Source organism: Halomonas sp. SIMBA_159 (assembly GCF_046536035.1).
Classification (GTDB): domain Bacteria; phylum Pseudomonadota; class Gammaproteobacteria; order Pseudomonadales; family Halomonadaceae; genus Vreelandella; species Vreelandella venusta_A.
Genome location: NZ_JAWJBT010000007.1, coordinates 34,236 through 58,167, shown reverse-complemented (window position 1 = coordinate 58,167; position 23,932 = coordinate 34,236). Strand labels below are relative to the sequence as shown.

At 56.2% G+C, this 23,932-nt stretch carries 24 protein-coding genes; 9 read left to right on the top strand and 15 right to left on the bottom strand.

The window, feature by feature from the left end; all coding sequences use genetic code 11:
• Positions 1–33 precede the first annotated feature (33 nt).
• The 11 genes from lipB to R0J87_RS06120 all read right to left on the bottom strand — a co-directional run bounded on the left by lipB (position 34) and on the right by R0J87_RS06120 (position 10,587).
• Positions 34–681: a lipoyl(octanoyl) transferase LipB gene (lipB, locus tag R0J87_RS06170; protein WP_404345512.1), complete on the bottom strand. Its 648-nt coding sequence runs from the start codon at positions 679–681 to the stop codon at positions 34–36.
• Positions 682–683: 2 nt separating this feature from the next.
• On the bottom strand, positions 684–995 hold the full coding sequence (locus R0J87_RS06165) for an HP0495 family protein (RefSeq protein ID WP_404345511.1): 312 nt from the start codon (positions 993–995) through the stop codon (positions 684–686).
• A gap of 128 nt (positions 996–1,123) precedes the next feature.
• Entirely contained in the window at positions 1,124–2,323 is a 1,200-nt protein-coding gene (locus R0J87_RS06160) for a D-alanyl-D-alanine carboxypeptidase family protein (RefSeq protein WP_404346012.1), read from the bottom strand.
• 102 nt (positions 2,324–2,425) lie between these two features.
• Positions 2,426–3,400, bottom strand: a complete 975-nt coding sequence (locus R0J87_RS06155) for a septal ring lytic transglycosylase RlpA family protein (protein WP_498885039.1) — start codon at positions 3,398–3,400, stop codon at positions 2,426–2,428.
• Positions 3,393–4,418, bottom strand: a complete 1,026-nt coding sequence (mltB, locus tag R0J87_RS06150; protein WP_498885038.1) for a lytic murein transglycosylase B — start codon at positions 4,416–4,418, stop codon at positions 3,393–3,395. Before mltB ends, R0J87_RS06155 begins: the two co-directional genes overlap by 8 nt.
• A gap of 44 nt (positions 4,419–4,462) precedes the next feature.
• Positions 4,463–5,623 carry a rod shape-determining protein RodA gene (gene rodA, locus R0J87_RS06145; protein WP_498885036.1) on the bottom strand — a complete coding sequence of 387 codons (1,161 nt, stop codon included), beginning with the start codon at positions 5,621–5,623 and terminating at the stop codon, positions 4,463–4,465.
• A 2-nt stretch (positions 5,624–5,625) separates the two neighbouring features.
• On the bottom strand, positions 5,626–7,533 hold the full coding sequence (mrdA, locus tag R0J87_RS06140; protein ID WP_498885034.1) for a penicillin-binding protein 2: 1,908 nt from the start codon (positions 7,531–7,533) through the stop codon (positions 5,626–5,628).
• Between the two features lie 110 nt (positions 7,534–7,643).
• Positions 7,644–8,111, bottom strand: coding sequence for a 23S rRNA (pseudouridine(1915)-N(3))-methyltransferase RlmH (rlmH, locus tag R0J87_RS06135; protein ID WP_404345506.1), 468 nt, complete (start codon positions 8,109–8,111; stop codon positions 7,644–7,646).
• Positions 8,108–8,494: a ribosome silencing factor gene (rsfS, locus tag R0J87_RS06130; RefSeq protein ID WP_404345505.1), complete on the bottom strand. Its 387-nt coding sequence runs from the start codon at positions 8,492–8,494 to the stop codon at positions 8,108–8,110. The genes rlmH and rsfS overlap by 4 nt, the downstream gene beginning before the upstream one ends.
• 114 nt (positions 8,495–8,608) lie before the next feature.
• Complete coding sequence (nadD, locus tag R0J87_RS06125; protein ID WP_498885033.1) at positions 8,609–9,283, bottom strand: nicotinate-nucleotide adenylyltransferase; 675 nt, start codon at positions 9,281–9,283, stop codon at positions 8,609–8,611.
• Positions 9,280–10,587: a glutamate-5-semialdehyde dehydrogenase gene (locus tag R0J87_RS06120; RefSeq protein ID WP_498885031.1), complete on the bottom strand. Its 1,308-nt coding sequence runs from the start codon at positions 10,585–10,587 to the stop codon at positions 9,280–9,282. The genes nadD and R0J87_RS06120 overlap by 4 nt, the downstream gene beginning before the upstream one ends.
• 151 nt (positions 10,588–10,738) lie before the next feature.
• Here R0J87_RS06120 and R0J87_RS06115 point away from each other — a divergent pair, with 151 nt between their 5' ends.
• From R0J87_RS06115 to R0J87_RS06105, 3 genes are read left to right on the top strand one after another with little or no spacing between them, the layout of a single operon-like run.
• Positions 10,739–11,593 carry a hypothetical protein gene (locus R0J87_RS06115; protein ID WP_404345502.1) on the top strand — a complete coding sequence of 285 codons (855 nt, stop codon included), beginning with the start codon at positions 10,739–10,741 and terminating at the stop codon, positions 11,591–11,593.
• Positions 11,590–12,519, top strand: coding sequence for a GGDEF domain-containing protein (locus tag R0J87_RS06110; RefSeq protein ID WP_498885029.1), 930 nt, complete (start codon positions 11,590–11,592; stop codon positions 12,517–12,519). The genes R0J87_RS06115 and R0J87_RS06110 overlap by 4 nt, the downstream gene beginning before the upstream one ends.
• 23 nt (positions 12,520–12,542) lie before the next feature.
• Positions 12,543–13,940, top strand: coding sequence for a bifunctional DedA family/phosphatase PAP2 family protein (locus R0J87_RS06105; RefSeq protein WP_498885027.1), 1,398 nt, complete (start codon positions 12,543–12,545; stop codon positions 13,938–13,940).
• Positions 13,941–13,991: 51 nt separating this feature from the next.
• Here R0J87_RS06105 and R0J87_RS06100 read toward each other — a convergent pair whose 3' ends face one another.
• From R0J87_RS06100 to mpl, 3 genes are read right to left on the bottom strand one after another with little or no spacing between them, the layout of a single operon-like run.
• Complete coding sequence (locus tag R0J87_RS06100; protein WP_404345499.1) at positions 13,992–14,615, bottom strand: LysE family translocator; 624 nt, start codon at positions 14,613–14,615, stop codon at positions 13,992–13,994.
• A gap of 2 nt (positions 14,616–14,617) precedes the next feature.
• Positions 14,618–15,277, bottom strand: coding sequence for a flavin prenyltransferase UbiX (locus tag R0J87_RS06095; protein WP_498885026.1), 660 nt, complete (start codon positions 15,275–15,277; stop codon positions 14,618–14,620).
• On the bottom strand, positions 15,274–16,659 hold the full coding sequence (gene mpl, locus R0J87_RS06090; protein WP_498885024.1) for a UDP-N-acetylmuramate:L-alanyl-gamma-D-glutamyl-meso-diaminopimelate ligase: 1,386 nt from the start codon (positions 16,657–16,659) through the stop codon (positions 15,274–15,276). The genes R0J87_RS06095 and mpl overlap by 4 nt, the downstream gene beginning before the upstream one ends.
• A 246-nt stretch (positions 16,660–16,905) precedes the next feature.
• Between mpl and R0J87_RS06085 the strand changes: the two genes are divergently transcribed.
• Positions 16,906–17,295, top strand: a complete 390-nt coding sequence (locus R0J87_RS06085) for a glutaredoxin family protein (RefSeq protein ID WP_404345496.1) — start codon at positions 16,906–16,908, stop codon at positions 17,293–17,295.
• A gap of 19 nt (positions 17,296–17,314) precedes the next feature.
• Here R0J87_RS06085 and R0J87_RS06080 read toward each other — a convergent pair whose 3' ends face one another.
• Positions 17,315–17,827, bottom strand: coding sequence for a hypothetical protein (locus R0J87_RS06080; protein ID WP_498885021.1), 513 nt, complete (start codon positions 17,825–17,827; stop codon positions 17,315–17,317).
• 306 nt (positions 17,828–18,133) lie between these two features.
• Here R0J87_RS06080 and R0J87_RS06075 point away from each other — a divergent pair, with 306 nt between their 5' ends.
• From R0J87_RS06075 to R0J87_RS06055, 5 genes are all read left to right on the top strand, one after another.
• On the top strand, positions 18,134–19,705 hold the full coding sequence (locus R0J87_RS06075; protein WP_498885020.1) for an ABC transporter substrate-binding protein: 1,572 nt from the start codon (positions 18,134–18,136) through the stop codon (positions 19,703–19,705).
• 134 nt (positions 19,706–19,839) lie between these two features.
• Positions 19,840–20,889 (top strand): ABC transporter permease, encoded by a 1,050-nt coding sequence (locus R0J87_RS06070; protein ID WP_404466047.1) that lies wholly within the window; start codon positions 19,840–19,842, stop codon positions 20,887–20,889.
• Positions 20,886–21,830: an ABC transporter permease gene (locus R0J87_RS06065; protein ID WP_404466045.1), complete on the top strand. Its 945-nt coding sequence runs from the start codon at positions 20,886–20,888 to the stop codon at positions 21,828–21,830. The genes R0J87_RS06070 and R0J87_RS06065 overlap by 4 nt, the downstream gene beginning before the upstream one ends.
• 7 nt (positions 21,831–21,837) lie before the next feature.
• Complete coding sequence (locus R0J87_RS06060) at positions 21,838–22,854, top strand: ABC transporter ATP-binding protein (RefSeq protein WP_498885018.1); 1,017 nt, start codon at positions 21,838–21,840, stop codon at positions 22,852–22,854.
• Positions 22,851–23,912, top strand: coding sequence for an ABC transporter ATP-binding protein (locus R0J87_RS06055; protein WP_498885017.1), 1,062 nt, complete (start codon positions 22,851–22,853; stop codon positions 23,910–23,912). The genes R0J87_RS06060 and R0J87_RS06055 overlap by 4 nt, the downstream gene beginning before the upstream one ends.
• The last annotated feature ends 20 nt before the right edge of the window (positions 23,913–23,932 follow it).

Here is a 23,932-nt window from a genome sequence, read left to right as displayed (position 1 = left end):
GTGAGACTCACCATGCAGGCAGTACACTTCTGCTTAAACCGCCGTTAAGCCTCGATTTAGCTGGGCTGCTAACGCAGACGCCAATTGCTCACCCACATCGTGATCCGTTGAGAGCGTGGCAACATCCGCCAGCCGAGTGACTTGCATACCCGCATAGCCGCAAGGGTTAATGCGTGCAAAAGGCGATAGATCCCCATCTACGTTCAGCGCCACACCGTGGTAGCTGGCACCGCGACGAATACGCAGACCTAGCGAGGCAATTTTGGCCTCTCCGTGCTCGGTGTTCACATAAACGCCGGGGGCATCTGGCTTCGCCCAAGCGCTCACGTCGTACTCAGCCAATACGGCGATTACCGCATTTTCAATCGCGCTCACTAAGTCACGAACCCCTATTTTTCCGCGCCGCACATCCAGCAGCGGATAGAGCACCACCTGCCCAGGGCCGTGGTACGTGACCTGACCACCCCGATCTGTATTAACAACCGGAATATCGCCTGGCATCAACAAATGCTCTGGCTTACCCGCCTGCCCTTGCGTAAACACTGGGTCATGCTCGACAAGCCAAAATTGGTCAGCGGTGGCCTCATCTCGGTTATCGGTGAGCTCACGCATGGCTTCCCATACGGGCAGATAGGCGCGGTGGCCCAGGCGATGGAGCTCTATCGGGGCATCATGGCTCATATCTATACCACCATATGAACGCGGCCTGTTGCTTTCAGCTCATCAAACAGCTCGATAATCTGCTGTTCACCGGTAGCAGTAATGGTCACGCGCACCGATTGAAAACGGCCGTTGCGGCTATCGACAACCTGCAGCGTGGATTCATCAAAATCTGGATCATACTTAATGATGACCTGGCACACAGCCGCAGGAAAATCATCAGCAGCATCCCCTACCACTTTTAACGGATAGTCGCAGGGAAACGTAATTTTGGGGGGCTCTTGGGCCGCAGGCTGGCGTAAATCGCGCAACCCTTGTTTAGCGCCTTTTTTCATAGTTTGCCTTTCACTTTCAATAAACGGTAAATCGTTCGATGGTTCACCTGCCATTAGATAAGGCCCAACTCCTGGCAATGCAAGGTGCATCGACAAAAGCTGGGCCTAATCACACTAAAATCGTAAAACTAGCTGGTAAAGCCGCTAATAAGATTGCTGAAAAAGCGCTGAACTTGATCAAATAAACGCTTAAACAAACCGCCCTCTTCAATATTTTCTAACGCTACTAGCTGGCGCTCACCGACCATTTCTTCACCCAGATATACTTCTAGGGTACCCACATTATCACCCACGGCCACAGGAGCTTGAAGATCCGCATCCAGGTTTAAACGCGCACGCAGTTCTTCATTACGGTTCCGGGGCAACGTCATAAAGACTTCTTGGTCGACGCCTACACGCAGTTCGTTGGTATCACCGCCCCATATACGTGGTGTTGCCAATACGGCACCGCGCTCATAGAGTTTCATGGTTTCATAGAAACGGAAACCGTAGCTCAGCAGCTTCTGAGATTCCTGAGCACGCGCTTCGTCTGAGTTAGTGCCCATGACCACGGCAATCAAGCGCATACCATCACGCTGAGCAGAAGACACCAAGCAGTAGCCCGCTTCGGTGGTCCAGCCCGTTTTCAAGCCATCAACAGAAGGGTCGCGCCACAGCAGGCGGTTACGGTTCGGCTGGTCAATCCCCCCAAACGAGAAGTTACGCTGAGAGTAGATAGCATAGTGCTCGGGGTAGTCATTAATAATGTGCTGAGACAAACGCGCCATGTCATGAGCGGTTGAATAGTGATTCTCATGGGGCAAGCCGGTGGCGTTCATGAAGTTGGTATCGTTCATGCCCAGGCGTGTTGCGTGCTGGTTCATTAAATCAGCAAACGGCGCTTCGCCACCCGCCAAATGCTCGGCCATCGCCACGCTTGCATCATTACCCGACACAATGATGATGCCGTGCAGCAGGTTATCGACCGACACTCGGTCGCCGACTTCGATAAACATTTTCGAGCCGCCGGTGCGCCAAGCATTTTCGCTGACGTTCACCATGTCAGTAAGATTGATGGTGCCGCGATCTAGCTCGCGCTCCACCAAATACGCGGTCATCAGTTTGGTCAAACTCGCGGGCGGCAGGCGCTCATCAGAATTATGCTCGGCAAGAATACGGCCGCTGTTGGCGTCCATTAAAATCCACGAGCTTGCCGCCAGTTGGGGCGGTGCGGGAATAATCGTTTGCGGCTGAGGTATCACCTGCGCCATGGCAGGCGAAACGATGGCCGTCATGACCGCAAACAGGCACAGCTTGGCGGTACGGCGAATCGACATCAATACATTCATCACACACTTCTCACTGACAAAGAAAATGGCGGCGCATTAAACGCCACTTGGGCACCTATTGAAAGGTATTACCTATTGATAGGTATTACCTACTGAGAGGCATTATCTCACGACAAAAACTTGAGGAAAGCCGGCTCGACGTAGCTCGGCACGCGCCTGCCCCTCTTGTCCAGGGCTGACAGGGCCAACCTGAACGCGGTGAACATCCGCTTCGCTTTTCACTCGCACGCCGTGGGGCAACTCTTCCGCTAGGCGCTGCTGAAGCTGCTGCGCGCCCTCGGCACTACCAAGTGCAGCAATTTGCAGAAAAATAACATCGCCTGCTTGATTAGAGGCTGCAGACGCCGGGGCCGGTGATGGCGACGCTGCTACGCTAGGCGCTGAAGCCGCCTCACGAGATGCGGCAACGGGCATCGCGGCAGCCGGTGCAGCGCGGCTGCCGCCTCGCTCAGCGATCCATTGCTCAGGGTCAATCGCCTCAACACGTACAGCACCCGTACCGTTATCTAAAATCCCTAGACGTGCCGCCGCCGCGTAAGAGAGGTCAATTTCGCGGTCGCTGTGGAAGGGGCCACGATCATTAACGCGCACAATGACTGAACGTCCGTTATTTACACTAGTGACACGGGCAAAAGTGGGCAGCGGTAGCGAGCGGTGAGCTGCCGACATTTTATACATGTCATAAATCTCACCGTTGGACGTTGCGTAACCATGAAACTTCTCGCCGTACCAAGAAGCCGTTCCCTGACGAGTATAGCCACGGGAATCGGGCATAACGTGGTAGGTTTCGCCCCATACTTCGTAAGTAGAGCGATTTCCAGCCCGGGAGGGCTGCTCAACGCGCGGTTCAGCGTCGGGCACGGTACTCACATCCGGCGGGGCCACGGGGTAAGCATCGCCCGTCATGGCATAGCGCTCGCCACTGGCAGCGGCGGGAGCCGCTGGCGCAGGATTTGAGCTACCCACCTCACCGCCTGCCACTCGCTGCGGTGATGACTGGCTGGCACAACCGCTAACAAAGGCCGCTAACAGCAGCGAGCCACTTAAATAGCGCATATTGATTCGCAGTTTAGTCATGCTCAGCCTCAGCTTGCTGCTTGATAGCCTCTGCCAGTTCGGCAACCGCCATGCCATAGAGATGGCTATGGTTATAGCGAGTAATGACATAGAAATTATATTCACCCAGACGATAGCTCTGGCGGCCATCGGCGTACTCCAGCAACAGCGGCACGACCGGCGTGTCATCCGCCAAAGCGGCTTCAGAAACAACGCCTTGTTCTGCGGCGTCGGCAGCCGTTGTGGTGGGGCGAACCGTTTGATTAAAGCTTAGCCCGTCAGGCGGCGTGTCTGGCCCGTTGGCTTCATGATAGATCGCGCCATCCCGCTGCCAGCCGTGCTCAGCAAAGTAGTTAGCGACACTGCCAATGGCATCAACCGGATTATTCCATAGATCGCGCCTGTCATCGTCATCAAAATCGACCGCGTACGCCTGATAGCTCGTAGGAATAAACTGCGGATAGCCCATGGCACCGGCATAGGAGCCGTACAGTGAACTAGGCGACACTTCCTGCTCATAGGCAATTTTCAAAAAGGCGGCGAGCTCTCCCCTAAAGAAGGTGCCACGCGCCGGATGGTGGAAAGCCAGCGTTGCCAGCGAATCCAACACCTTATGACTTCCTTTATGACGGCCATAGTAGGTTTCCACACCGATAATCGCCGTGATCACTTCGGGAGGAACACCATATTCCGACTGCGCACGAGCAAGCGTGTCTGCATACTCCTGCATAAACGCAGCGCCCTCTTCAATGCGCTGCTCGGTCATAAAAATAGCGCGATATTCAAACCAGCGTAGCCGCCGCTCAGCGGCGCCCGCCATCGCATCCAGCACTTCCTGACGATAACTAGCCTGTGAGAGCGCCTGTTCCAGCCACTCACTCGGCACACCTTGCTGGGTTAACTCATCGACTAGCTGCTGGGTCTGCGCATTGTCTTGAGGATCAAAACTGACCTCTTCCTCTGCCAATACTGCAGGGGCCGAACACGCTACTAGCATGGCAATTGCGTAACCGCCTGCTTTACTTCGCGCCCTGTTCATTCGCTCACCACTCCTGTGAATACGCACGACCACGGTTTAAATAATCAACGTGGCAATAACCGTCGATGGGCATGTATGGACATGAGAATACCGAACCCCGCTAGCAAGGTCACGCTGGAGGTCCCGCCAAAACTTACTAACGGCAACGGTACGCCTACCACGGGCAAAATGCCGCTCACCATGCCCACATTGACAAATACATAGATAAAAAACGTCAAAATAATACTGCCAGCAAACAGCCGCCCAAACGTATCTTGCGATGAGGCCGCCAGCCATAACCCCCGGCCTACAATCATCACGTACAGAGCCAGCAGCACTAGCATCCCGACCAAACCAAACTCTTCACCCAAGACGGCAATAATAAAGTCGGTATGTCGCTCGGGAAGAAACTCAAGCTGAGACTGGGTGCCCTCTAGCCAGCCTTTCCCCCAAAGCCCGCCGCTACCGATGGCGGTGGTGGATTGAATAATGTTCCACCCTGAACCAAGCGGGTCGCTATCTGGATCCAAAAACGTTAACACACGCTGGCGCTGGTAATTGTGCATATTCATCCACAAAACGGGCAAGCCTGCCGCACCTAGCGCAGCCACTAAACCAATCAGCTTCCATGAAAGCCCGGCCAACAGCACCACGATGACCGCCGCACACGCTACCAACAGCGATGTACCCAGGTCTGGCTGAATCGCCGTTAATACTACCGGCACACCAATAATGACTGCACACACCACAATATCACGCAGCCTAGGCGGTAACTGGCAGCGATTAAGATAAGCAGCCACCATCAGCGGCACAGCCAGCTTCATCATCTCAGACGGCTGAAACCGGATCACCCCGGGAATTTCAAGCCAGCGCTTGGCCCCCATTCCTACATCGCCCGCAATTTCCACCGCCAGCAACATGGCTAACCCTACGCCGTAAGCAAGCGGCGCCCAGCGTAAAAAAGTGGAGGGAGAAAATTGTGCAATAATGATCATTCCCGAAAGCGCAACGCCAAAGCGCATCGCCTGGGCAATCACGGTATCAATACGCTGTCCAGAAGCGCTGTAGAGCACCAGCAGGCCGCCGCCCATTAATACCATCAGCATCCCTAACAGCCAGGGGTCCAGATGAATACGCTCCCAAATACTTTTGCGCCGAGCAATGCCGCTATCCGGTGGGCGTACTGGGTAACCGCGCAGCGAGCGGGTAATTCGTTGCCAAGGCATCGTTAGTTGCCCTCCACGTTGGCAGTATCCGCTTCTAGCACTTCTTTGACTTCGTCAACTTCAGGGGCTTCGTCTTCCAGCAACCAAGCATCCGTCATAGCGCGCGCCAAATGCGCCGCGTGGGTACTGCCGCCGCCCGCATTTTCCACAATAACTGACACCGCAATTTGCGGGTCTTCAATGGGGGCAAACGCCATAAAGAGCGCGTGGTCACGCAGCCGCTCTTCCAGCTCATCGGCGTTATAGCGCTGATCTTGGCCAAGCGAAAACACCTGGGCCGTGCCCGATTTACCGCCCATGCGGTACTCAAGGCCTACGCCGGTGCGACGAGCCGTGCCTTCGCTACCCGTAAGCACTTTCTCCATACCGCTGTAGACACGATTCCACCAGTTGTCGTTGGCGAGCTGAATATCTGGCAGTGTGTCCGGCAGCACTTGCGGCACGGGCTCTTCGCCAAGACGCAGGGCAAGGCGAGGTTTCACCCAGTGCCCTCGATTAGCAAGCGCGGCGGTAGCACTGGCCAACTGGAGCGGCGTGACTTGCCAGTAGCCCTGGCCAATCCCCACTGAGAGCGTCTCTCCGGGGTACCACGGCTGGTTAAAACGGGCGCGCTTCCAATCTCTAGAGGGCATTAAACCGGTACTCTCGCCCTGCACATCGTGAGCTACCCGCTGGCCAAAGCCGAAGTTGGTCATCTGCTCGTGGAGCTTATCAATGCCAAGGTCATGGGCCAGCGTGTAGTAGTAGGTGTTATTGGAGACGGCAATGGAGCGCTCCATATCCACACGGCCATGCCCCCACCGTAGCCAGTTACGGTAGCGGCGGGAGTCATTGGGCAACTGATAGAAACCGGGGTCGTTGATGGTGCTATCAGGGGTGATGACCCCGTCCACTAAACCGGCCAGGGCAAGAAATGGCTTGATAGTAGAACCTGGAGGATAGTGGCCGCGAATAGCGCGGTTGAACAGCGGCAGGTCAATATCTTCCTGCAGCGCACGGTAAGAAGCGACGTCGATACCCGTCACGAACTGATTGCTATCAAACCCTGGGGTCGACACCATCGCTAAAATTTCGCCAGTACCGGGCACAATGGCCACAATAGAGCCACGTCGACCGTCCAGAAGCTCGTACGCCAACATTTGGAGCGAACGGTCCAGGGTCAGCGTTAGGTTGGCCCCCGGGACAGGATCGGTTCGACCCAGCTCTCGGAGCACCCGGCCACGGGCGTTGGTTTCCACTTTACGCAAGCCTGCTTCGCCGTGAAGCTCGGTTTCGTAAAAGCGCTCTACCCCCGTTTTGCCAATAAAGTGGGTGCCTGCGTAGCGGCCTGGGTCGAGATCCTGCAGCTCTTCGGCGTTAATGCGCCCCACATACCCAAGCGCATGGGCCATCACTTCAGCATCGGGGTAGTAGCGCAGCAGCTGGGCCTCTACCTCTACGCCGGGTAACTGGTGGCGGTTCACTGCCAGCCGTGCGATCTGTTCTTCACTGAGATCACTCATCAGCAGCGCTGGCTGAAAGGGCCGCTGGCGCTGACGAGAGCGTACTTGAAACGCCTCAATCTCCTCTTCAGGAAGCTCTAACAAATCAACAAGCAGGGCCAGCGTGTCATCTAAATCGTCAACACGCTCGCGGACAAAGGTCAGGTTGTAGGTAGGACGGTTTTCCGCCAGGAGAGCACCGTTGCGGTCATAGATAAGGCCACGGTTAGGCGGCAGCGGCTCGACACGCACCCGGTTTTTTTCAGAACGTGTGCTGTATAAGTCGTGCTGTACGATTTGCAAATAGCCAAGGCGGCTCACTAACAAACTCGTCAACACCACCACCACCAAAACGGCAAGCAGCGCCCTGACACGGAAAATACGCAGCTCTTGCTCAGGGTTTTTTAGCGTGTCACGGCGCTGGGGCATGGCAACAGATGACTCTCAAAGCAAACAGTAAAGGCGGCGGCCCCGGCGGGCGTAAAATACAACATACCGGGTGGTAATCAGCCGGGAAACAACGCTTAGTAAACAACTCTTTAGCGGTGATAGGGGTGGCCTACCAACAGGGTCCAAGCGCGGTATAGCTGTTCGGCCAGCATAATCCGCACAAGCGGGTGCGGCAGCGTTAGCGGGGAAAGCGACCACGCCTTATCAGCTATCGCAGAAAGCGAAGGCTCTAGGCCATCTGGCCCACCCACCAACAGCACCACATCACGACCTTCCATGCGCCAAGCATCTGCTTCTTGCGCCAGCTGTTCAGTGGTCCAGGGCTTACCCTTCACTTCCAGCGCCACCACAATTTCATCGCCACGCAGTTTATCGCGAATGCGCTGCGCTTCCTGCGCACGGGCTTTCGCGATATCGGCATTTTTGCCACGCTGCCCTAGCGCTATCTCTTCAATATCCAGCGAGAAATCCCGAGGGAGCCGCTTGCGGTAGGTCTCAACACCCTGCTCTACCCACGCAGGCATTTTCGTACCTACCGCTAACAGCCGAATCCTCATGACATCGTGGCTCGCTCTTCAAACTGCTTCAGCGATTCGCTAATAGCGCCAGCGTCATTTGGTAGATCCGCCCAGAGGCGTTCCAGGTCATACAGTGCACGGGCTTCTGGAAGCATAACGTGGACAACCACATCACCCAGGTCGACCAGTACCCAATCAGCATTGTCACCACCTTCAACACCACGGGGGTGTAGGCCGGAGGCCTTGGCTTTTTCGACAACGTTCTGGGCCAGTGCGGCCACATGACGGGTAGAAGTACCGCTCGCAATCAGCATGAGATCAGTGACTTCGGTTAATTTCGCAACGTCGAGTTGAGTAATATCGCGTGCTTTAAGCTCTTCTAGCGCGTCAATCGCTAGGTTTTTCAGTGTATCGATGTGCATGACTCCTGAAGGCAACCCCTTGTGATGGTATTAAGTGTCGTTACTAATGTCGGTTTCGAGTGGCATCAGCCTGTGAGCGGGCCATTGTAACGGCTTCTTTCACGACTGCCAGCGCTATTCGCTGGATTGATAAAGCCCTTGGTGAAAAATAGCTTGCTCAACGGCCTCTGGCACCAGATAACGCACGCTTTTACCGTCGCTAAGGCGTTGACGAATATAGGTAGCGGAGATTGCCATTAACGACGGAAGTTCTAGCATGAGCACTCTCCCCCGCGTGTGCTGCATTAACGCTGCCACACTATCGACTGCGCGATCCCCCACCAGTTCCTTCAATGGGGTCGGCCAGGGAGATTGATAACCAGGTCGAGCGATAACGGCCAGGTGCGCTAGCTCAAATAGCTGCTCTGCACGGTCCCACTTCGCCAAACGTAAAAAGGCATCAAAGCCAATTACCATCACCAGCGGCACGTTCTCGCCATACTGCTGGCGGAGTTCCGTTAGCGTATCCACGCTATAGGAAGGGCCTTCACGGTGCAGCTCTCGATCATCCGCCAACAGGCCTGGCGTATCGCCAATACCAGCTTTTAATAAGGCTAAGCGCTGGGCCGCCGACACCTGCGGGGTATCTCGTAGGGGCGGCTGCGGTGCGGGCACCATATGTAGCGTATGAAGGCCTAACGCCTCGCGCACTTCTATAGCGCTGCGTAGATGGCCGTTATGCACGGGGTCAAAGGTGCCCCCGAGCATCCCTATCCGCATCGGCACGGCGATGCTGGGCGTATCACTCATTGTCTAACCTGGCCGTCTCCAAACACGATATATTTTTGTGTCGTTAAGCCTTCAAGACCCACGGGGCCACGAGCGTGCAGTTTATCGGTGGAGATACCAATTTCAGCGCCCAACCCATACTCGAAGCCATCTGCAAAACGCGTCGATGCATTAACAATCACGGAGCTTGAGTCCACTTCCGCCATAAAACGACGTGCCAGGGAGTAGTCTTGCGTCACGATGGCGTCGGTATGGTGGGAGCCAAAGCGCTCAATATGCTCAATCGCCTCTTGCATCCCATCGACAATCTTAATCGCCAGAATGGGGGCTAAATACTCGGCGTGCCAATCGCTTTCGGTCGCGGGGACGGCCTGGGGAAGCAGTGCCAGCGTGCGCTCGCAGCCACGCAGCTCAACCTCGTGCTCGGCATAGGCTCGGGCAAGTTCTGGCAGCAAAATATCGGCGATGGGCGCATCAACCAGCAGCGTTTCCATGGTATTGCAGGTGCCATAGCGGTGCGTTTTGGCATTAACAGCAATTGCTAATGCTTTAGCAGGATCAGCGGTGGTATCAATATAGACGTGGCACACACCGTCCAGGTGTTTGATCACCGGCACTTTAGCGTCGCGAGAAATACGTTCAATTAGCGACTTGCCACCGCGTGGAATAATCACATCGATATACTCAGGCATGCTGATCATTTCACCCACGGCGGCGCGGTCTGTCGTGGCTAATACCTGCACACTGCCCGCAGGCAGCCCAGCATCAGCAAGGCCTGCCTGAAGGCAACGGCTCAGCGCTGCGTTGGAGGCGCTGGCTTCAGAGCCACCGCGCAGAACGCACGCATTGCCTGATTTAAGGCACAGGCTGGCCGCCTCGATCGTCACATTGGGGCGCGACTCGTAAATAATCCCGATCACGCCTAGCGGCACGCGCATTTTACCCACTTGGATACCGCTAGGACGGTAGCTCATGCCGTCAATTTCACCGACCGGGTCAGGCAGCGCCGCCACTTGGCGTAACCCTTCAATCATGGCATCGATACGCTGCTCATTCAGCGCTAGGCGGTCAAGCAGTGCGCTATCAAGGCCATTTTCACGCCCGAGCTGCATGTCTTCGTCATTGGCCTGTAAAATATCGCGTCGGGCGGCGTCTAAACGTTGCGCCATGGCGGCAAGCGCTTGATTCTTGATCTGTGTGTCGGCACGACGTAGTGCACTGGCAGCGGCACGGGCACTCTGCCCGAGCGTTTGCATATACGCGGGCACATCCCCTGCAGCCAGATGGTGTTGGGCGTCTTGTTGGAATGCATCAGAACCGCGCATACGATCTCCCTATGTCTTGAGCCTTGCCGTGTAAGTAGGCGTGTAATACGTCCAATGGACATTATACTGAGTGATTCAAAGGATGAGGCCAAGCAATGCGTTATGCTACTGCTCAAAAGGCCATTCGCCATTAGGTAGATAGTAAGCCACCATGCAAAGCAAATACAAAATCAGCCTACTAAGAGCCAACCTGCTCGCCGCCGCTGTGGCCTTATGTTTATGGACGCCCACCGCCGCACCTGGCGCTGCGCTTCTGCTCTGGCTGTCGATTGGCTGGCTGTTAATCACGGCTCTAACATTAGATTTTAGCCACCGCCGCTCCCGGGGCTTACCCTGGCAAATGCTGGCAGGCACTCTGCTGCTTGGGCTAATCGCGGTTGCCCCTGAACGACACGCGCTGCTCATCTGGGCATGGGGAGCCGTCTTTATGCTGCCCCAACACCGCTGGGCGGCATTGTTCAACGCCTGCGCCGCACTGGCGAGCTGCTTGATTATTATGCCGTTAATGTCGCTCCCTGAGTGGCTGCTGCTAACCCTGGCACTGGTGATACTCAGCCTGCTGGCCATGGCACGCACCCACCAGCTCCTTCATATGAACGGCACCATCCGTCAGCGGCTGCGTTTAATCCCTGGCTTAAACCTCTGGGCCGGAGAGCAGTTACTGCGTGATTTAATGCGCGAACAGACCCGCTCTGAGCGTGAAGCTATTTACGCTGAAGTACTGGTGATTCAGGTCAGACGACATCAGCTTTGGCCCGTAGCGCAAAAGCTGTGTGAGATCACCTACGATTTTGAAAACGTCTATCGGCTCAATAGCACCACATTGGCTACCCTGATGTTATCGTGCAGCGCAAGCGAAGCAGCGAAACGACGCACCCTGCTCCTGGCCGCATTACCGGACAATGCGCTCACTCAACACAAGCCACTCATGGATATCGAGCTTGAATTGCTAACCCTGGAAGCCCTCAGCCGTTATCCCGAATCGTCACTACGTGAGGCTTTATGAACGTGCGCTCCTCACCCAAACGGTTAATGACGTTCGCTTATAGCGCCAGTATCGGGATGATTGCCGCCTATACCCTGTGGCTCTACGCGCTGGGTAGCTATCGAGAGCTGCTGGTTCCACTCTTCGTAACGCTCATGCTTCTCGTGTGTTTACTAATGCACCTGGGCCAGGGTGTGCAGCCAACCCTGCCTCGCTTACTCCTTTTAGCAAGCACCTATGTCGTGGTGTTATCTGCTGCTTACATAGCGCCAGAACCCTCTGCCATTTGGTTAGGCTTACCTATCGCAGCTACTTTTTTGCTGCTACCGCTGTGGGGAGCATTGGCGGTTAACGGGGCGTCTTTGTTAGCGTGGTGGTGGTTCGCGCCGTTTGCTGCTCACGCTCCCATATCGGTTGGCTATATCGCACTGGCATTCCTGCTCGCACTCCCTCCTTGGGAGCACGCCCGTCGCCGTGCACTCCTGCGCGCCACTGACCCCAACGACAGCGACTGCGATGCTTACCATATCGATACGCTGAAAGAGCGGTTAAATAACGAGTTTCAACGCGCGTCCATGTTGAACAAACGCCTTGCTGTGCTGGTCCTGCATTTACCGCAGCTGGATATGGCAGAGGAGCAGTTTGGGCACCGTGCGCAAACGGCGCTGCTAGGCGCTCTGTGCAACGAGGTCAATAGCCGCTGCCGAGATCACGACATACTGGGCCGCGCGGGTAACGCGACTTTTTGGCTAGTACTGCCCGACACCAGCGAAAGCGGAGCCTTATTGGTACGAGAACGGTTACAGCGTGCTCTTTCACGCTGCGTGCTGGTGGAAACCGGCCAGCTGGAAGCACGGATCACCACCTGCCTTCCACAGCGTAAGGAGAGTTTTGGGCGTTATATGCAGCGCTTGGAAGCGCGTGCCGACGCTATTGCCCACGTTTAAGCTCACTGCGGATGGAATCGCCCTTGGCCATTGCCGATAGCCTGTTAGCTCTTTCACTCTCGCCTACGACGCTGCTCTTACTCATCCTGACCATCGCCTTAGTAGAGTCGCTAGCGCTGGTGGGATTGCTGGTGCCCGGCGTAGTGCTGATCACCGCCGCTGCCTCCATGGCAGGGCATCAGATGGTCGCACTGCCATGGCTCATAGGCGCCGCGTTTATCGGGGCCGTGTTGGGCGATAGCCTCAGCTACTTTTTAGGCTACCGGCACCGCGAAACGGTCGTCACCCGCTGGCCCTTATCACTGCATCCTGAGTGGCTGGGGCGAGGGGCACGTTTTTTTGAGCGTTATGGCGTTTATTCGGTGTTTATCGGCCGTTTTGTGGGGCCCGTACGCCCCATCATTCCGCTCATCGCGGGCATGATGCGGATGCCCTCACGCACTTTTTTATTGGCAAATATCGTGTCGGCTGCGCTTTGGGCGCCTGCCTACGTGTTACCTGGCTACTTGCTGGGCCATACCTGGCAGCAGCGGCTCGACCTACCCGCCAACATTCAAATGGCCGTGCTTATACTGGCCGCTAGCATGGTAGTGTTAGCCATGATGTTTTCCTGGGGGCGCGCCCAGGTAGGCCGCCACGGGCGGGTGTACTTTACAATGGCGCAAATAGCGAGGCGCATCCCCGCTATGCGACGCCCTTGGCTGGCCATGAGCCGCAGCGGCGAAGTGCCGTTAGCCTCACTGTTTTTATGTATCATCGCGCTCACCGCGGCATCGGCCTGGACGCTGGTCGTGATGCAGCACCCAGGCCCGCTTTCTATGGACCTTCAGGCCCAGCGACTCTTCTCATGGCTGGCAACGCCTTGGCTAACAGACGCAAGCCTGCTACTTGCTAAAATAGGCGATAAAGCAGGCGTGGTAGCGCTGGCAGTTCCCTGGGCGGCGTGGCTGCTCTGGCTGAAACGTACGGATTTGCTCGCCCATGGCGTGCTTGCACTGGGCGGCATTGGCGCACTTAACACGCTGGGCAAGGCCTTGTTTGCACGCGCCCGGCCAGCCACGCCAGATTATTTGATGGGATCTTTTTCCTACCCAAGCGCACATACGTCAACGTGGGTGGTGGTGGTTGGCATAGCCGCCGCGTTTCTAGCCGCCAGGGTGCCGCGGCAGTGGCGGATGTGGGTCTATTGGCTGGCGATAGTGATAGCAATGCCAATGGCACTTTCGCGGCTAGCGCTTGGTGTTCATTGGCTAAGTGATTTAATTGGCGGCGCCCTAATGGGGCTAGTGGTGTGTGCGCTGATTCAAATTAACTGGCAGCGGCGCTACCGAGCCCCGCTTCCTGCTGTTCCATGGGCCAGCTTGATGATGGGCTCACTGCTGCTCGTTAGCCTGAGGGTGATGCTTTTTCCGCCCGTTTGAGTGGATAGATAACCGTTAGCGTCGGCGCCCAGCGGCGCCTCATAGGTCGGCTTACCCCAGCGCTAGCCACACGCCCACACCAATCATTAGCGTTCCCGCGATACGGTTCAGCAGCCGGACATTACCACTTTTGCCCAACAGTTTACGCAGCGTTTTACCGCCGGTGGCATAGATCAGCATACTGGCAAACTCGATGGTGAGAATGACGGCAATCAGCATACTCAGCTGCGGCGCAAGCGGCCTACTGCCATCTAAAAACGGCGGCAGCAGCACCATAAAAAATGCCCACCCTTTCGGATTCGCGACGGCCGTCACCAACCCTTGAATAGCCAGTTGAAGACGCCCAGCGGCAGGACCGGTATCCAGCTCGCTAGGAATCGCCATACGCCCCCGTGAGCGCCACATCATAATACCTAGATAAGCCAAGTAAGCGCCGCCCACCCACTTAAAGGCGATAAACAGCTCAGGCTGGCGGAGCATCAAGGCGGCCACGCCCGCACCGGCGGCGGCGGCCACAAAACCAACGCCAATCAGCTCCCCTACCATCATCCACAGGGTTCGCTTCACCCCTTGGGTCATGCCTAACACCATAGCAAGCGTCATACACATGCCAGGAGTTAATGAAACAAACAGAAACGTGGGTACAAATACCGAGAGCGTCGCCCATGACATCATGTCTAACCTTCCTTGTTCTCCGCATCGCTGGATGCATGTGTTGAGTGCTGTTCTTCGCCCCAGCGGGGCATCAGGCGGTGGGCAATACCCAACTGATTGAGTATGCGCGCAACAATAAAGTCGATCAGATCTTCCATGCTTTGAGGGCGGTGATAAAACCCTGGTGCGGCGGGCAAAATGACCACACCCAGGCGGCTAAGCGCCAGCATGTGTTCCAGGTGAATAGGTGAAAACGGGCTTTCTCGCGGCACCATCACCAGCGTTCGGCGCTCTTTAATGGCCACATCGGCGGCGCGCTCAATCAAATTATTGCTGGCACCGGTGGCGACGGCAGATAGCGTGCCCGTTGAACAGGGGCAAATCACCATGGCCGAAGGTGCGCCTGACCCAGACGCCACGGGCGCCATCCAGTCCTCACGCCCAAAACAGCGAATTTGCCCTGGTTGAGCACCGCTTTTTTCCGTGAGCGCCTCTACCAAGCGTTGGGGCTGAGCAGGAAGTGACACATCTGTTTCCGTGGCAATCACCATGTGGGCTGCTTTGGAAATCATCACCCACACCTCATGCCCCGCATCGACCAGTACATCGATTAAACGAAGGCCATACTGGGCACCTGATGCGCCCGTTAGCGCGACCGTTATCGGTGGTTTAAACGTTGTCACTTTGCCTGCTCCCGCTTGGTTAATGCATTCAATAACCGCTCGTGCACCCCTTCAAAACCACCATTCGACATCACCACGATACGATCTAGCGGTGACGCTTGCATGACCACCGCGTCTACTAACGCATCAATATCGTTATACAGCGCGGCACGCTCTCCTTGAGTCTCTACCAGCGACTCCATCGACCAAGCCACTCCCGCTGGCTGAAACCAGAACACCGCATCCGCATCGGCCACGCTGTCGTTCAAGCGCTCCCGCAATGCGCCCAAGCGCATGGTGTTCGAGCGGGGCTCAATCACCGCCAACAGGCGCCCCTTGGTCGTGGCGGCGCGCAGACCTTGCAGCGTGGCGGCAATGGCCGTCGGGTGGTGGGCAAAATCATCGATCACCTGAATGCCATTGACCTCGCCCCTTACCTCTTGCCGGCGGCGCGGTGTTTTAAACCGCGCCAGCGCGGCACAGGCACGCGCCAAATTCACGCCACATAGCCGTGCAGCGGCAAGTGCCGCTAGCGCATTGCGTGCGTTATGCTCGCCAGTTAACCCCCACTCAACGACGCCATCTTCTTCGCCTTGGTCTCCCACATACAAAACCTGAAAACGGCTTGCGTCGGCACGCTCTAGGCGCAGCTGCCACTGGCTATCCCTATCGGTCCCGAAATAGGCCACCGGCGACCATGCGCCCATCTCTAGCACCCGTTCAAGCGCGGGCTGCTGATCGGCCACCAGCAAATGCCCTTGACTGGGAACAATACGCACTAAATGGTGGAACTGGCGCTCAATAGCGGCGAGATCAGGAAAAATATCTGCATGATCAAACTCAAGGTTGTTCATCACCGCAATCGTCGGGCGGTAGTGAACAAACTTGGAGCGCTTATCAAAAAAGGCCGTGTCATACTCATCGGCTTCCACCACAAAGGGGGCATCAGCGCCGCCTAGCCGGGCGGAAATACCAAAATTACGCGGCACACCGCCAATCAGAAAACCAGGGGCCAACCCCGCACTCTCTAGCAGCCACGCCAGTAAACTAGCGGTGGTGGTTTTGCCATGAGTGCCCGCCACCGCAATCACTTTGCGGCCAGGCAGTACATAGTCAGCGAGCCACTGCGCGCCTGAGGTGTAGCGCATGCCACTATTAAGCAGTGCCTCCACCTCTGGATTGCCCCGTGAGAGTGCATTACCCACGACGACCAAGTCGATAGCGCCGGAGAGGTTGGCTTCCCGATACCCCTCCATCAGAGTAATGCCCGCCTCAGCGAGCTGCGTGCTCATCGGTGGGTACACGTTGGCATCAGAGCCACTCACCTCATGACCTAACTCACGGGCAAGTAGTGCAAGGCTTCCCATAAAGGTGCCACAGATACCGATAATGTGCAGACGCATGGGCCAAGCGCTCCCTTCCTAACCATTTCAAACGATTGAACTTACTAAACACATCAATCAACGAGCGCTGAGATTAGCACGCCACGCGGTGTTGCTCATCTCGTTCCCCGCGCGACATGGCATTACAGGCTCAGAAAGTGACAATTCTGACGATTTATTGCAGGATGCGCGCACCTTTTCTTAATCGACATCCAACAACCCGTCCACTACACAGGCTGTAAAGCAGTGCAGTGAGAGGAGACAACCATGCGCATCTTAATTCGTTACTTCTTTCGGGGCGTTCGCGTCCTGCTAGCCCCCGTCATGCTGATCTCCGAGAAGCTATCCACGCCAAAAGCCGTTGAGCGCACCCCAGAAGAGCAGGCTCAGGTAGACGCGGCTTGCCAACAACTCGCGCTTTACCAGTTCAGAACGTGTCCCTTCTGTATCAAAGTGCGTAAGGAAATTGCCCGACTGGGTCTTACTATTGAGCTTCGCGATGCCCAGCTAGACCCTGCCCATAAGCAAGCCCTGCTGGAAGGTGGCGGGAAAGTAAAAGTCCCCTGCCTAAAAATTACCGATGACGCAGGTCAAGCCACGTGGCTCTACGAATCGGATGAGATTAACCGCTGGCTTCACCAGCGTTTTGGGGCGTAATTGCAGCGACATACGCTCCCTAAAACTCGACTTTTTGCGCAGTAATATCAAAGCGCACGCTGAGCGGCACGACCTCTGACGCATTGGGGGGCGACTCCAGCGTGTGCTGCAGGGCCAGCTGGCCTTCAATGCGCCCTACCACATGAAGCTCGCGCCCTGCTGACTCCACGTGACTAAGTACCACCGTGACACCGCCATCTTGGGAGGTATAAAGAGGCGGCATGGTCGTCTCGCCTATCAGTTGCATCACCTTTGCGTCGACAAGCTTACCCTGCTCCAACACTAAGCTGATGACCAAGGCCTCTTGAGCATCCCATTCCATAGGATCAACAAAGCCTGTCGCCTCAATTTGTACTTGGTCGCCCACCTCCATGAATGATGCGTTTGAATCATCCCCTTGGCGTAATACAAACCAGGCATACTCCTCCTCGCCAAGTGTACCGATCATGTCTGCCGTTTCATCGGCGCTTAGCCCCAACGAACCGCCCGCGATAACGCTAGCAGCTAACCAGGTAATACATTGTTTCAACATAGTCTTTTACGCCTTATCTATTGAGTGAAGTGTGGATTGTCTTCACACACGGCCCAGCTATCGACTTTTGTCTAACACTCCGCGCTGCAACGTCCGCCGTTAGCCGTATCATTCAGTAGATGAATGATGCCTGTCATTATTTCGATTGTATGACGCTGCCACCTCTCTCTATGTTGTCAGGATAGCTTACGGGCTGACCGTGTCTGTTTTACTGACGAGCACAGCGTAGAAACTCGTTGAGGGCAGGGCTGTGCTGAACACCCCTTCAGTAAAACTGAACAATAAACAACATGCATGGGAACAATTATGACGCTCAAAAAGACGCTACTGGCCTCTGTGATTGGTGCTGCCGTGGCAGCGACAGCAATGCTGCCGATGACCGCAAGTGCCGAAACGCTCCGTATCGGCTACTCTGCCGACCCTGAAACCCTTGACCTCCACGAGCAGCTCTCGGGTGGCGTTCTGCGTTTTTCGCACCTCGCGTTTGACCCGCTGGTTCGCTGGACGAAAGACTTTCAGTTTGAGCCGCGCCTAGCCACTGAGTGGGAACAGGTCGACGAAACCACCATGCGCATGACCCTGCGTGAAGGTGTGACTTTCCATTCAGGCAACCCTTTCACCGCGAAAGACGTCGTATGGACCATTGAGCGTCTGAAAGAGAGCCCGGACTACCGCGCCATTTTTGATCCGGTGGCCAGCGCAGAAGCCGTTGACGAGTACACCGTCGAAATCACCACGTCTGAGCCCTACCCGCTGCTGTTGAACCTCGCTACTTACATCTTCCCGATGGATAGCGAGTTCTACACAGGCGAAACCGAAGACGGTAACGACAAAGCCGAAATCGTTAAAGCGGGTAACTCCTTCGCTTCACGCAACGTGTCAGGCACCGGCCCATTCATCGTCACTGACCGTCGCCAGGGTGTACGCGTTGATTTCAAACGTTTTGAAGACTACTGGGACACCGAAAGCGAAGGCAACGTTTCTGAAATCGTGTTAACGCCGATTGCTGAAAATGCCTCACGCGTGGCGGCCCTGCTGTCTGGCGGCGTTGACTTCATCGATGCCGTTCCGCCTAACGACCTAGATCGTGTGCGCGACGCTGACGGTGTTGAATTAGTCGAAGTGCCCGGCACCCGCATCATCGGCTTCCAGCTCAACGAAGAGCGCGTTGAGGCCTTCCAGGATGCTCGCGTTCGCCAAGCCGTTGACTTAGCCATCAACCAGGAAGGCATCGCCGACCGCTTAATGCGCGGCTTCGCAACGCCGGCTGGTCAGTTCTCTCCGGAAGGTTACTCAGGCCACAACTCTGACCTCGTTCCCCGCTACGACCTTGAGCGCGCCCAAGCGCTGATGGCCGAAGCTGGCTACGAAGAGGGCTTCAGCGTTGATATGATCGCGCCGAACAACCGTTACGTGAACGATGCGCAGCTGGCCCAAGCGGTTGCCAACATGCTCGCCCGCATTAACATCACCGTTAACCTGCGCACCATGCCGCTGGCTCAGTACTGGCCTGAGTACGACACTCGCCAGTCAGACATCGCCATGATCGGCTGGCACGCGGATACCGAAGACACCGCTAACTTCTTCCAGTACCTCTCTTTCTGTATTGATGAAGAGAGCGGTGCTGGCCAGTACAACTACGGCAGCTACTGCAACGAAGAGATCGACGCACTGGTGACGGCAGCCGACAGCGAAACAGATCTTGAAAAACGCAACGAAATGCTGCGTGAAGCAGAAGCCATGCTGTATGAAGACGTTGGTTTCGTCATGCTGCACTGGCAAAACCTCGCCTACGCCGCAGCTGAAGGCGTAGATGTTGAGCCGGTTGTTAGCGCGCTGGACTTCCCCTACCTGGGTGATTTGGTAATTAACCGCTAATCCCCACGCAGAACTGATAACCCGCGCAAGGATGCTTCGCTCTCCAGCCCTGCTGGAGAGCGAAGCGTTTTCTTTACGGCCGCCAGACGGCCACGCGGCGCTTCTCTGATTAACCTACATAGGTGGCGTACGCCATGATTGCTTTTTTAATCAAGCGGCTGATGCACGCAATATTGGTGATGTTTGTCATCAGTGTACTGGCCTTCGCCATCCAGGATAACCTGGGTGACCCTGTACAGCAGATGGTCGGACAGTCGGTCCCCGAAAGTGAACGCGAAGCCATTCGCGAACGGCTGGGGCTCAACGACCCCTTCCTTGTGCAGTACGTGCGTTTTGCTAAAAACGCCGTTCAGGGTGATTTTGGCTACTCCTACTTCTACCGCGAACCAGCGCTGGAAGTGATTGCCCGGCACCTGCCCGCCACTCTTGAACTGGTATTTGCTGCCACCCTGATTATCGTGCTGTTGTCTGTGCCCATTGGCGTTTATAGCGCTATCAAACCGCGCTCGCCGATCTCCCGGTTCTTCATGGGGGCATCGATTATCGGTATTTCGATCCCGGTCTTCTTGACCGCGATTGTGTTAATTCAAATTTTCTCGATTGGTATTACCGTCTCGCTGTTCCCCGAAGGCACTGCCTGGGGCGCTTGGTTAAACGGCCTGCTCTCGACTGAGGGCAACATGCCGTCGTTTGGTCGTGGCTATGATTTGGTGCATGTCGTCGGCCACTGGGACACCAACTTGGTTACCTGGAATGGTTTGCAACACCTTGTTCTACCCGCCGTATCGCTGGCCTCGATCATGCTGCCGCTGTTTATTCGTTTGATTCGCGCAGAAATGATGGAAGTGCTGCAATCTGAATACGTGAAGTATGCGCGCGCTAAAGGGATCTCCATGCGCCGTGTCTATTTCGTTCACGCGCTGAAAAACACCATGCTGCCGGTGATTACCGTAGGTGGCGTACAGATTGGTACCATGGTGGCCTACACCATTTTGACCGAAACCGTCTTCCAATGGCCGGGCATGGGGCTGATGTTCCTAGATGCTATTCACCGTGCCGATATTCCGCTGATTGTTACCTATCTGATGATTGTCGGCGTCATTTTCGTGGTCACGAACACCATCGTGGATTTGATCTACGGCTTTGTGAACCCCACTGTAAAACTGACTGGTAAGCCCGCATGACAACGTCCACACCTTCGACTGCCCCAAGCCGCTGGGAGCGCTTGCGCGACTCCTTTGTATGGTACAGCTTCAAACGTGATCGTACGGCACAGCTGTGCTTTGCGGTCTTTGTTTGCTTGGTCATCGCCGCCTTTTCAGCACCGCTATTGGCGCCTACTAACCCTTATGACCTAGCTCAAATCGACATTCTTGCCTCAGAACTGCCGCCCTTCTGGGTTGATGGTGCCGACGAGATGTATACGCTGGGCACCGACGCCCAGGGGCGTGATCTGCTGTCGATCATTCTCTACGGCACGCGGGTATCGCTGCTGATTGGCTTTGGCGCGGTGGCGCTGCAAGCATTACTCGGCGTTACCTTCGGCCTGATGGCAGGCTACCTGGGCGGCCGCGTAGATGCCTTCCTGATGCGCCTAGCAGATATCCAGCTTTCGTTCTCCACCTTGATGGTGGCGATTGTGGTGGGTGCGGTGGTGAAGGCCACCATGGGCAGCGCGTTCTACAGCCAATACGCGGTGATGATGCTGATATTGATTATCGGCCTCGCCGAATGGCCCCAGTATGCTCGTACCGTGCGCGCGTCAGTGCTGGCCGAAAAAAACAAAGAGTACGTGGACGCCGCCCGTGTAATGGGCCTGCGTAGCCGACGCATTATGTTCCGCCATGTGCTGCCGAACACGCTGTCACCGATTTTTGTTATCTCCACGGTGCAAATTGCTAACGCGATTATCTCCGAAGCGGCGCTGTCGTTTTTGGGGCTAGGCATGCCGGAAACGCACCCCTCGCTGGGTTCGCTGATCAAAGCAGGCTTTGACTATATTCAATCAGGCTCTTGGTGGATCACGCTGATCCCCGGTGCGGTGCTGGTAGTGCTGGTGCTGTCAATCAATCTTCTGGGCGACTGGCTGCGCGATGTCATGAACCCACGACTCTACAAAGGCTGAGGACACCATGGCACTTCTTGAAGTTTCTCATCTCGATGTCCGCTTTGCCCTGCGCCAGGGCGAAGTGCGCGCCCTGCGCGACGTGAATTTCACCCTGGAACGCGGCGAGCGCTTGGGTATTGTAGGCGAGTCTGGCGCGGGTAAATCCGTCGCCGCCTTCTCACTGCTGAATTTGATCGCCAAGCCCGGCTTTATTGCCGGGGGTAGCATTACTTTCGAAGGGAAAGAGCTCAACAGCATGTCGGAGCGCGGCCTGCGCAAAGTGCGCGGCAACCGCATCTCGATGATCTTTCAAGATCCGATGATGACTCTGAACCCAGTGCTCTCCATCGGCGAACAGATGGTGGAGTGCTTAAAGGCGCACCGTCGCATCTCTACCAAAGAAGCCCGTGCCATCGCCCTGGATAAGCTGCGCCAGGTGCAGATCCCTTCTCCGGAAAAGCGCTTAGACCAGTACCCCCACGAGCTTTCCGGCGGGATGCGCCAGCGTATTATTATCGCCATCGCCCTGCTGCTCGACCCGGACATCATCATTGCCGACGAGCCTACCACGGCGCTAGACGTGACGATTCAGGCCGAAATCATGGCGCTGCTGCTGGAGCTATGTGAGCAGCACAACGTGGGCTTGATTTTGATTACCCACGACCTGGGCGTGGTGAGCCAAGTGACTCAGCGCATGCTGGTCATGTACGCAGGCCGTGTCATCGAGCAAGGCCCCACGCGGGAAATCATCAACGACCCGCAGCACCCTTACACGCAAGGTTTGATCAACGCACTGCCGCAGATGGCAACGCCGGGGGAAAAGCTCAATCAGATTCGTGGCAGCATGCCGTCTCTGTCTAACCTGCCTAGCGGCTGTGCGTTTCACCCCCGCTGCGACTTTATCAACCGTGCCGACGGCCAGCCTCGGCCAGCGTGCACCCAGCAAGTCCCCGACTTTGTTGACTCCGGTAACTGCCGCGTTGCCTGCCATATGGTGGCGGAAATGCTTGAAGACCGCCGCTTGAAGGAGGAAAGCCTATGAACACCCAGGCGGAAACGATAGCGACCATGCCGACCCAAAATGAGGAGAGTAGCGAGTCACTGCTGCAAATTCGTGGCCTCAAAAAGCGCTTCTCACTCTCTGGCGATTTTCTTGAGCAGCTACGCTTCAAAGGTGGCAAGCTGGTTCGCCATCAGGAGTATGTCCACGCCATTAACGGCGTGAACCTGGACATCAAACGCGGCGAAGCGCTCTGCGTGGTGGGTGAATCTGGCTGCGGTAAGTCCACCGTGGCGCGCACGGTCATGGGGCTGATCTCTCCCTCAGAGGGCGAGATTCGCTACGACGGCCAGCGCATTGACGATCTCAGCTCCAAGCAGTTGCTGCCCTATCGCAAGCGCATGCAGATGATCTTCCAGAATCCTTACGCGTCGCTAAACCCGCGTATGACGATTCAGCAAACCCTGGAAGAGCCGCTCCGCTTGCACCACCCCGACTGGAACCGCCAGCAGATCCTCGACAAAGTTGGGGAAGTGATGCGCTCGGTGGGCATCGACCCGGACTGGGGCAAACGCTTTGGTCATGAGTTCTCCGGCGGGCAGCGCCAGCGTATCGCGATTGCACGCGCACTCGCCGTTGACCCCGAATTTATCGTGGCCGACGAGCCCATTTCAGCACTGGACGTATCCATCCAGGCTCAGGTGCTCAACCTGCTGATGGATGCCCAACGAGACCGTAACCTGACCTATCTGTTCATCACCCACGATTTGGCGGTGGTAGAGCATTTTGGGACGCGGGTGGCTGTTATGTACTTGGGCACGGTATGCGAGATTTCGACCACCGCTACGCTGTTTGCTAAGCCTCGGCACCCCTATACCCAGGCGCTGCTATCCGCTATTCCTCGCTTGGAAGATGACCGGCCGCAGCATATTCGTCTCTCGGGCGAGGTACCTACGCCGGTTAATCTGCCAAGCGGCTGTGTTTTCCATGGCCGCTGCCCCCATGCCAACGCCCGCTGCAAACAGGAAATCCCTGCACTAAGAACCCAGGATGACGGTACCCGGGTTGCGTGTCACGCTGTTGAAGAAGGCCGCCTATGAGCGCGGCTCATTCAACCGCT